Source organism: uncultured Aquincola sp., assembly GCF_964001545.1.
GTDB lineage: Bacteria > Pseudomonadota > Gammaproteobacteria > Burkholderiales > Burkholderiaceae_C > Aquincola.
The window spans coordinates 1-8,773 of the sequence record NZ_CAXFDV010000256.1; the positions used below are offsets into that span (position 1 = coordinate 1).

At 70.6% G+C, this 8,773-nt stretch carries 7 protein-coding genes and 2 pseudogenes; 7 read left to right on the forward strand and 2 right to left on the reverse strand.

From position 1 onward, the window contains the following. Positions 1-2,572, reverse strand: a pseudogene (locus ABNT58_RS08930) (hypothetical protein); the annotation flags it as partial. Positions 2,573-2,767: 195 nt separating this feature from the next. Here ABNT58_RS08930 and ABNT58_RS08935 point away from each other — a divergent pair. From ABNT58_RS08935 to pcaG, 7 genes are all read left to right on the forward strand, one after another. Next, complete coding sequence (locus ABNT58_RS08935) at positions 2,768-4,465, forward strand: MFS transporter (RefSeq protein ID WP_348753149.1); 1,698 nt, start codon at positions 2,768-2,770, stop codon at positions 4,463-4,465. A 10-nt stretch (positions 4,466-4,475) separates the two neighbouring features. Beyond that, a complete protein-coding gene (locus ABNT58_RS08940) occupies positions 4,476-4,619 on the forward strand; it encodes a hypothetical protein (protein WP_348753143.1) in 144 nt (47 codons plus the stop codon). Positions 4,620-4,792: 173 nt separating this feature from the next. Beyond that, the gene (locus ABNT58_RS08945; RefSeq protein WP_348753144.1) at positions 4,793-5,248 is read left to right on the forward strand and encodes a response regulator; all 456 of its coding nucleotides are present in this window, start codon (positions 4,793-4,795) and stop codon (positions 5,246-5,248) included. A gap of 51 nt (positions 5,249-5,299) precedes the next feature. Continuing rightward, the gene (locus tag ABNT58_RS08950) at positions 5,300-6,085 is read left to right on the forward strand and encodes an SDR family oxidoreductase (RefSeq protein WP_348753145.1); all 786 of its coding nucleotides are present in this window, start codon (positions 5,300-5,302) and stop codon (positions 6,083-6,085) included. Then, positions 6,082-7,089 carry a LysR substrate-binding domain-containing protein gene (locus ABNT58_RS08955; protein ID WP_348753146.1) on the forward strand — a complete coding sequence of 336 codons (1,008 nt, stop codon included), beginning with the start codon at positions 6,082-6,084 and terminating at the stop codon, positions 7,087-7,089. Before ABNT58_RS08950 ends, ABNT58_RS08955 begins: the two co-directional genes overlap by 4 nt. Before the next feature lie 104 nt (positions 7,090-7,193). After that, on the forward strand, positions 7,194-7,910 hold the full coding sequence (pcaH, locus tag ABNT58_RS08960; protein WP_348753147.1) for a protocatechuate 3,4-dioxygenase subunit beta: 717 nt from the start codon (positions 7,194-7,196) through the stop codon (positions 7,908-7,910). A gap of 14 nt (positions 7,911-7,924) precedes the next feature. After that, a complete protein-coding gene (gene pcaG, locus ABNT58_RS08965; protein ID WP_348753148.1) occupies positions 7,925-8,566 on the forward strand; it encodes a protocatechuate 3,4-dioxygenase subunit alpha in 642 nt (213 codons plus the stop codon). A gap of 18 nt (positions 8,567-8,584) precedes the next feature. On the opposite strand, the pseudogene ABNT58_RS08970 reads toward pcaG, so the two are convergent. After that, a pseudogene (locus ABNT58_RS08970) lies at positions 8,585-8,773 on the reverse strand (hypothetical protein); the annotation flags it as partial.

The window sequence follows — 8,773 nt, forward strand, 5'->3', positions numbered from 1 at the left end:
ACTGCTGCAGGCCCACCACGCGGTGGTCGTCCACCTTCAGCTCGCCTTCCAGCGCAAACCATTGCCGCTCGCTGCTCACGCGCACGGCCAGCGCATGCGGCGCCACGGTGGTCAGGCGCACCGGCTTGCCGCGCGGCCAGTCCAGCGCGGCGATGGCGGGCAGCGTGGGCAGGGCTTCCACCGTTTGCAGCGCCAGTTCGGGCGTGTCCAGCAGCCAGCCGGCTTCACCGGCTTCGCTGCCTTCCAGCCAGGGCAGGGCATCGAGCACGCTGTGCAGGTGGGCCGCTTCCTGCGCCAGGTCGCGGCGGGTGGCCAGGCTCAGGCCTTCATGCACCGTCATCAACCGCTCGCGGCCCACGGCCGGCGGCACCGCGGGCCCGAAGGCGCCGAAGGGCATCACCACCAGGCGCAGCTGCAGCGCATCGCCCACCGGCACCAGCTGGGCGCGCAGGCGGCTCTCGCCCGGCACTTCGGTGCCGGCGGCGGCGTCGCTGTGCAGCTGGAAGTGGCCGGCCAGCACCTTGAGCGCGGCTTCCAGCTCGGCCTTGGCGCCCACCGGCACCGCCCAGTCCTGCGACACCAGCTCGGCCACGCGGCGTTGCGCCGCGGTGATGCGGATCAGCCGCGCCCGGTCGGGCGCGTCGCGCACCACGCGCAGGCTGTTGCGGCGCTCCACCTCCGCCTGGCGCTCTTCGGCATAGAACCAGCCTTCGCCCAGGTGCGGCGGCGTGGCCGGCTGCAGCGGCGGGTCGATGCGGAAGACGAACTGCTCGCCGGCTTCGTTCAGCCGGCGGGCCACTTCGATGATGGGCAGCGCTTCGCTCAATTCCACCAGCTGGCCCGGCGCGTCGTGGAAGAACACGCCGGGGTGGCGCACCAGCGATTGGGCGGCGCCGGTGACGTCCAGCACCAGCTGGCGGGCCGACCAGCGTGATCGCTCGATGTTGCGGGCCACGGCCGCGTCGCGCGCATCCAGGCGGGCGCTGGCCTTGACCTTGTTCAGCGTCAGCGGCTTGGGCTTGCGGGCGCCGGGCGGCTGCTCATAGGGCTGCATCGCCTGCACGCGGCCTTCTTCGTCCAGCGTCAGGCACCACAGCAGCGTGGGCACGGCCGCCTGCAGCGGATGGTCGGGCGTGCCGTCGCCGCCCAGCGCGGCGATGGCGGCCAGCGCATCGCGCCAGGCTTCGCGCGGGGCGGCCAGAAAGGGCGCCGGGGGCGTGGTGTGGGGCGGGGCGTCCGCCCGCCCATCGGCCGCTACTTCGGCCGCCCCATCGGTTGCCCCATCGGCCGCCGGCATCAGGCCCAGCCGCACCGCGGCTTCCCGGGCCAGCGCGGCCATCCAGTGCTGGCCCAGCTCGGCCAGGCCGTCGATCAAATGGCGGGCGCGCAATGCGGTCCAGCCGCCGGGCGAGTGGCCGACCCAGGCCGCCAGCAGCAGCCGGCTGGCCTGCATCAGCAGGTGGTCGGGGTCCAGGGCCTGGCTGCTGGCGAATGAAAACGCCTGCGGGTCGATGGCCTGGTCGCCCAGCCGCACCGCCGCCGTATGCGCCCACAGGCCCCAGAAGCTGTGCGGCGCCGGGCTGCGGCTCCCGGACTGGGCCACGCACAGCTTGCGGGCGGTGGACCAGGCGGCGGCTTCGGGCTGGGCCAGCAGCGAGAGCACCAGCGGCCACACCAGCTCCGGCGGCAACGCCGCCTGCCGCTTGCCCGCGCCCTTGGCGGCGGCTTTCATCGCGGCCTGGCCGTCGGCCGCGGCCTGCGGCCACTGGCCGGCATGGGCCAGCGCCAGCGCATCGAACAGCTCCACCAGCGGGCCGGCCAGGCCCAGCAGCGCCTGGTGCATGCCCGGCAGGTCGCCCGCGTGCAGCCGGTGGGCGGCCAGGCGGCAGCGCACCGGCGGCGGCACCTCGTCGGGCGTGCGGCGCAGCCAGTCGTCCACCGCCTCGCGCAGCGCCGCGGGCGTGTCGGGGTGGGCGGCCATCACCATCTGCGCCAGCAGGCCGCGTTGCTCGGTGGGCAAGCCGTCGAACAGCGGGCGCACGAAGGGCGCGGTCAGCGCCGCGGTCAGCGTGGCGGCGCTGCTGGTTTCCACCAGCGGGCCGTCCAGCAGGCGCACCAGATCAGCGGCCGGGCGCGGGCTGTACAGCACCAGCCGCAGCAGGCCCACGCGGTCGGCGGCGGTGGGCAGGCGCACCCAGGCCGGCTCGCCATCGGGCCGCAGCGGCAGGCCACCGCCATTGGCGGCCGCAAAGGCGCGCCAGTAGTTCGGCGCCGCCGGGTGCTGCATCAAGGCGGTGAAGCGCGCCTGCCAGGCGGCATCCGTCGGCACCGCCACGCCCAGGCCTTCCACGCGCTGTGCGCGGCCCTGTTGCACCAGCTCGTCCATCGCGTCGGTGATGGCGGCCAGCGAGGGCGGGCGCTCGGGCGCGTGGCCACGCGCCTCCAGCAGCCAGCGGGCCACTTGCAGCAGCCAGCCGCGGCTGCGCGGGCTGGCGGCCAGGCACAGCGCGTCGTGCACGACGTCGATCAGGGGGTCGGGCTTCAGGTCGTCGAACAGCGAAGGCGAAGTCATTCAGCGGGGCGGAGGATGTTTGTCCTGAGCGGGCAAACCCGGACGAATTGCATATGGAGAAACGCGGCCTCAGGGTTGGGCCGGAGTTTGTCAGCGAACGTTCAGCTTGGCGTCAGGTCGCGGTCAGGCAGGGCTTTGAAAGTGGGTGCCACGCTGGGCAGTCGTCCTGGCATTTTCGAGGGGACAAACATGGCAATGGCGGGGACCGCGGGCGCAAAGCCTGCAGCCAACACGCCGATGACGGCGGAGGAGAAGAAGGTCATCTTCGCCTCGTCGCTGGGCACGGTGTTCGAGTGGTACGACTTCTACCTGTACGGATCGCTGGCGGCCATCATCGCCAAGCAGTTCTTCAGCGCGCTGGACCCGACCTCGGCGTTCATCTTCGCGCTGCTGGCCTTTGCGGCGGGCTTCCTGGTGCGGCCCTTCGGCGCGCTGGTGTTCGGCCGCCTGGGCGACATGATCGGGCGCAAGTACACCTTCCTGGTCACCATCCTCATCATGGGCCTGTCGACCTTCATCGTCGGCGTGCTGCCCAGCTATGCGTCCATCGGCGTGGCCGCGCCCATCCTGCTGATCGCGCTGCGCATGCTGCAAGGCCTGGCGCTGGGCGGTGAGTACGGCGGCGCCGCCACCTACGTGGCCGAGCATGCGCCGCACGGCAAGCGTGGCGCCTACACCTCGTGGATCCAGACCACCGCCACGCTGGGCCTGTTCCTGTCGCTGATGGTGATCCTGGGCACCCGCACCGCGCTGGGCGAAGACGCCTTCACCGCCTGGGGCTGGCGCATCCCGTTCCTGGTGTCCATCTTCCTGCTGGGCATCAGCGTGTGGATCCGCCTGTCGATGAACGAGTCGCCCGCCTTCAAGAAGATGAAGTCGGAAGGCAAGACCTCCAAGGCGCCGCTGAGCGAATCCTTCGGCCAGTGGAAGAACCTGAAGATCGTGATCCTGGCGCTGATCGGCCTGACCGCCGGCCAGGCCGTGGTCTGGTACTCGGGCCAGTTCTACGCGCTGTTCTTCCTGACCGCGGTGCTGAAGGTGGACGGTGCCACCGCCAACATCCTGGTGGGCATCGCGCTGCTGCTGGGCACGCCGTTCTTCGTCATCTTCGGCACGCTGAGCGACAAGATCGGCCGCAAGCCCATCATCATGGGTGGCCTGCTGCTGGCCGCGCTCACCTACTTCCCGCTGTTCAAGGCGCTGACCGAAGCGGCCAACCCCAAGCTGGCGGCGGCCCAGGCCTCGGCCCAGATCAGCGTGACGGTGGACCCGGCGCAGTGCTCGTTCCAGGGCAGCCCGATCGCCCGCGAGGTGGACTTCACCACCGGTTGCGACATCGCCAAGCGCACGCTGGCGCAGGCCTCGGCCAGCTATGAGACGGTGGCCCAGCCGGGCGCGCCGGCCACGGTGAAGATCGGCGACAAGGTGCTGCAGGTGCCCACCGGCACGCTGACCGCCGGCGGCCACAAGTTCGACGAAGACAGCGCCAAGAAGATCGCCGCCTTCAAGAAGGACGTGGCCGATTCGATGAAGGCGGCCGGCTACCCGGCCAAGGCCGACCCGATCCCGGTGGGCTCGGGCCAGTGGTTCACCGTGGTGGGCATCCTGTTCATCCTGGTGATCTACGTGACCATGGTGTACGGCCCGATCGCGGCCATGCTGGTGGAGATGTTCCCCACCCGCATCCGCTACACCTCGATGAGCCTGCCGTACCACATCGGCAACGGCTGGTTCGGCGGCCTGCTGCCTTCCATCAGCTTCGCGATGGTGGCGCAGAACGGCAACATCTACTACGGCCTGTGGTACCCCATCGTCATCGCGGTGGCCACGCTGGTGATCGGCATGCTGTTCGTGCGCGAAACCAAGGACGTGGACATCTACGCCAACGACTGAAGGCCGGCGCATGTGGAAGATCTTCGTGGGCTTCGTCGTCTTTGCCGCAGTGGCCATCTGGGTGCTGAGCAAGGCGGGCGGCAGCGTGGACATGGGCGGCGAGAAGCACGGCATCGATGCCGCGCATCCGCCGGCGTCATCCGCCTCACAGTGATGCGGCCCCCAAGCTCGCTGCGCTCGCGGCCCCCAGTGGGGGCGCACCCGCCCTTGGGTCGGCCCGGCGGGCGAGGCCCCTGATACGTCGTGTTGCGACGGCCCGGGAATTCCCCGGGCCGTCCCTATTTCTAGGGATGTGACTATGCTGCGGAGTCCTGGAGAACTCCCACCATGGCTGCATCCGAACTTCCTGATGAAGTGGTGCCCGCGGCCAATGCGCTGCGCGGCAAGGTGCTCTACATCGAAGATGCAGAGACCAGCATGGCCGTGGTCGAAGGGATGATGCAGCACTTCCCCGGCGTGCAGCTGCTGCAGGCCACCACGGGCCGCCAGGGCGTCGACCTGGTGCGGCAGGAACAGCCCGACCTGGTGCTGCTGGACATGCACCTGCCCGACATCTCGGGCCTGGAGGTGGTGCGCATCCTCAACCAGGACATCGCCGAACGTGGCCTGCGCGTGACCATCCTCACCGGCGACAAGCTGTCGATGGACATCATCAAGGCGATGAGCCTGGGCGCCTTCGAGTACTGGATCAAGCCGGTGGAGATGCGGGTGCTGGCCTCGGGCCTGCGCCGCGCCCTGGGCGGTCGCACCGCTCATCCGTCGCGGCGCTTTCCCGTCAGGTGAGCGCTCTGCTGGCAGACTCCCGGGTCTTGTCGTGCAGTCACAGGACCCCCGATGCCCGAGAACTCATCCGCTCCACAACACCGCATTGCCATCGTCACCGGGGCCGGCAGCGGCATCGGCCAGGCCGCCGCGCTGGCGCTGCTGAAGGCCGGCTGGCGGGTGGCCTTCGCCGGCCGGCGGCTCCAGACGCTGCAGGCCGCCATCGCCGCCGCGGATGACCCGCAGGGCGACATCGCCGAACGGGCGCTGGCCGTGCCCACCGACGTGGCCGACCCGGCCTCGGTGCAGGCGCTGTTCGATACCGTGGTGGCCCGCTTCGGCCGGGTGGACCTGCTGTTCAACAACGCCGGCATCTCGGCCTCGGGCTTTGCGCTGGAAGACCTGCCCATCGAACGCTGGAAGCAGGTGGTGGACACCAACCTCAACGGCGCGTTCTACGGCATCCAGCAGGCCTTCCGGGTGATGAAGGCGCAAAGCCCGCAGGGCGGCCGCATCATCAACAACGGCTCCATCTCGGCCTATGCGCCGCGGCCGCAGTCCATCGCCTACACCGCCACCAAGCATGCGGTCACCGGGCTGACCAAGACCGCCGCGCTGGACGGCCGCCGCTACGACATCGCGGTGGGCCAGATCGACATCGGCAATGCCGCCACCGACATGACCGAGCGCATGGCCGCCGGCGTGCCGCAGGCCGACGGCAGCATGAAGGTGGAAGCCCGCATGGACGTGCAGCACGTGGCCGACGCCGTGGTGCACATGGCCAGCCTGCCGCTGGACGCCAACGTGCTGTTCATGACGGTGATGGCCACCAAGATGCCGTACGTGGGCCGCGGTTGAGCGAGCGGCCGCTGCCCCCGTCGACGGCCACCTTGCCGCCCGCCAGCGCGCTGGCGCGCATGCGGCTGCGCCACCTGCAATGCCTGCTGGCGGTGGCCGACACCGGCAGCCTGCGCCGCGCGGCCGAGCGGCTGTCCATCACCCAGCCGGCCGTCACCAAGACCATCCACGAGCTGGAAGAGATCCTGGGCGTGCGACTGCTCACGCGCGGCCGCCGCGGCACCCTGCCCACGCCCGAGGCGGCGCTGTTCCTGCGCCATGCGCAGGCCAGCATCAGCGCGCTGGGCGAGGCGGTGCGCAGCGTGAGTGCCGGTGCGGTGCAGCGGCCGCTGCGGGTGGGCGCGCTGCCCACGCTGGCGCCTTCGGTGATGGCGCGGGTGGCCCTGGCCTGGCGCCAGGCCATGGCCGATGCCGCGGGCGAGGCGACGCAGCTGCAGGTGGTCACCGGCCTCAACACCACGCTGCTGCAGGCGCTGCGCGCGCAGGAGCTGGACCTGGTGATCGGCCGCCTGGCCGACCCCGACGACATGGTGGGCCTGAGCTTCGAGCTGCTGTACGCCGAGCCGCTGGTGCTGGCCGCCCGGCCCGGCCATCCGCTGCTGGCGGCGGGCCGTGCGCCCTCGGCCGCCGACGTGGCCGCCTGGCCGCTGGTGCTGCCGATGCCGGGCACCGTGATCCGCCATGGCGTGGACAGCTTTTTCAGCGCCCGCGGCGTGATGCCGGCGGCGGGGCTGACGGAAACCGTCTCCGCCTCGCTCGGCCGCGCGATGACGCTGGGCAGCGATGCCCTGTGGTTCACCCCGCTCAGCGCCGCCGAGGCCGACTTCGAGGCTGGCAGCCTGCAGCGCCTGCCGGTGGACACCGGCGGCACCGAAGAGCCGGTAGGCCTGCTGCTGCCCACGCAGCAGCCGCCCTGGCCGGCGCTGCAGGCGATGGTGGAGGCGGTGCGGGCCGAGGCGGCGCGGCGCCGGGCGCTGGCAGCGACGGCGCTGCGCAAGCCATAACCGGGTGTAATCACTGGCCAGCGCGCTTTTCAATTGCGCCGGGGCCTGTGCCTTTCTAAAGTGCCGCATCCCCTGCCACCGCGGACAACCAGAAGGAGACGCCCATGGCCCACTACGGCCCCTTTGTGATGCGCGACAGCGCCCAGCATGCGCCGGCGCTGACGCCCACCTACAAGACCAGCGTGCTGCGCTCGCCGAAGAACGCGCTGATCTCGATCCCGCAGACGCTGACCGAGATGAGCGGCCCGCTCTTCCAGGCCAACGAACTGGGTCCGAAGGACAACGACCTGATCCTGAACTTCGCGAAGGACGGTCTGCCGGTGGGTGAGCGCATCATCGTCCACGGCTTTGTGCGCGACGAATTCGGCCGCCCCGTGCCCAACGCGCTGGTGGAGGTGTGGCAGGCCAATGCCAGCGGCCGCTACCGCCACCGCAAGGACACCTACATCGGCGCGCTGGACCCCAACTTCGGCGGCTGCGGCCGGGTGCTGACCGACGAGAACGGCTACTACCGCTACCGCACCATCCGCCCGGGCCCGTACCCCTGGCGCAACCGCATCAACGAATGGCGCCCGGCGCACATCCACTACGCCATCCACGGCGACGGCTGGTCGCAGCGGCTGATCACCCAGATGTACTTCGAGGGTGACACGCTGATCAACACCTGCCCCATCCTGGCCACCGTGCCGAACGACGAGCAGCGCCGCGGGCTGATCGCGCTGGAAGACCGCGCCAACTTCATCGAGCTGGACAGCCGCGCCTACCGCTTCGACATCTACCTGCGCGGCCGGCGCATGACCTGGTTCGAGAACAAGGCCTGAGCGAGGAGACGACGATGCAAACCCAACCCCAACAACAGCTCACCCACTACCGCGAAACCGCCTCCCAGACCGGCGGCCCGTACGTGCACATCGGCCTGGCGCCGCAGCAGGCGGGTTTCGAGATCTTCGAGAACAACTTCGGCCATGTGCTGACCAAGCCCGACACCCCGGGCGAGCGCATCCGCATCGAAGGCACGGTGTACGACGGCTTGGGCCTGCCGCTGCGCGACGTGCTGCTGGAGATCTGGCAGGCCGACGCCGAAGGCCACTACGCCCACCCGGCCGACCCGAAGCCCAGCAGCTTCCGCGGCTGGGGCCGCACCGGTGCCGACTTCGAGACCGGCGTCTACAGCTTCGAGACCATCAAGCCCGGCCCGGTGGCCCTGCCCAACGGCGGCACCCAGGCGCCGCACATCGCGGTGTGGGTGGTGGCGCGCGGCATCAACCTGGGGCTGCACACGCGCCTGTACTTCAGCGACGAGCAGGTGGCCAACGAGCGCGACCCGGTGCTGACCAGCATCGAGTGGGCCACCCGCCGCAAGACCCTGATCGCCCAGCGCGAACAGCGCGGCGGCGAAACCGTCTACCGCTTCGACATCCGCATCCAGGGGCAGGGCGGGGCGGAAGATCTGGAGACGGTGTTTTTTGACGTGTGAGGCCGCGCTGAGGCGGGCTCAACCCCGCCGCGCCCGCGCCGCTTTGGTGCGTGGCACGGTGTAGGCGCCGGGCGGCTCTTGCACCGCCTGGCTGAACGGGTTGACCACCTCCAGCTCACCGAAACGCATGCCCGCTTGCAGGTCTTCGGTGAGCAGCGTCGTGCAGCGCGCATCCAATGCAGCCTGCACGATCAAGGCGTCCCAGCA

Excerpts from the sequence above, each read along its gene's own strand:
- ABNT58_RS08935 (WP_348753149.1), top strand. The coding sequence starts at position 2,768 with ATGGCGGGGACCGCGGGCGCAAAGCCTGCAGCCAACACGCCGATGACG.
- ABNT58_RS08940 (WP_348753143.1), top strand. The coding sequence starts at position 4,476 with ATGTGGAAGATCTTCGTGGGCTTCGTCGTCTTTGCCGCAGTGGCCATC.
- ABNT58_RS08945 (WP_348753144.1), top strand. The coding sequence starts at position 4,793 with ATGGCTGCATCCGAACTTCCTGATGAAGTGGTGCCCGCGGCCAATGCG.
- ABNT58_RS08950 (WP_348753145.1), top strand. The coding sequence starts at position 5,300 with ATGCCCGAGAACTCATCCGCTCCACAACACCGCATTGCCATCGTCACC.
- pcaH (WP_348753147.1), top strand. The coding sequence starts at position 7,194 with ATGGCCCACTACGGCCCCTTTGTGATGCGCGACAGCGCCCAGCATGCG.
- pcaG (WP_348753148.1), top strand. The coding sequence starts at position 7,925 with ATGCAAACCCAACCCCAACAACAGCTCACCCACTACCGCGAAACCGCC.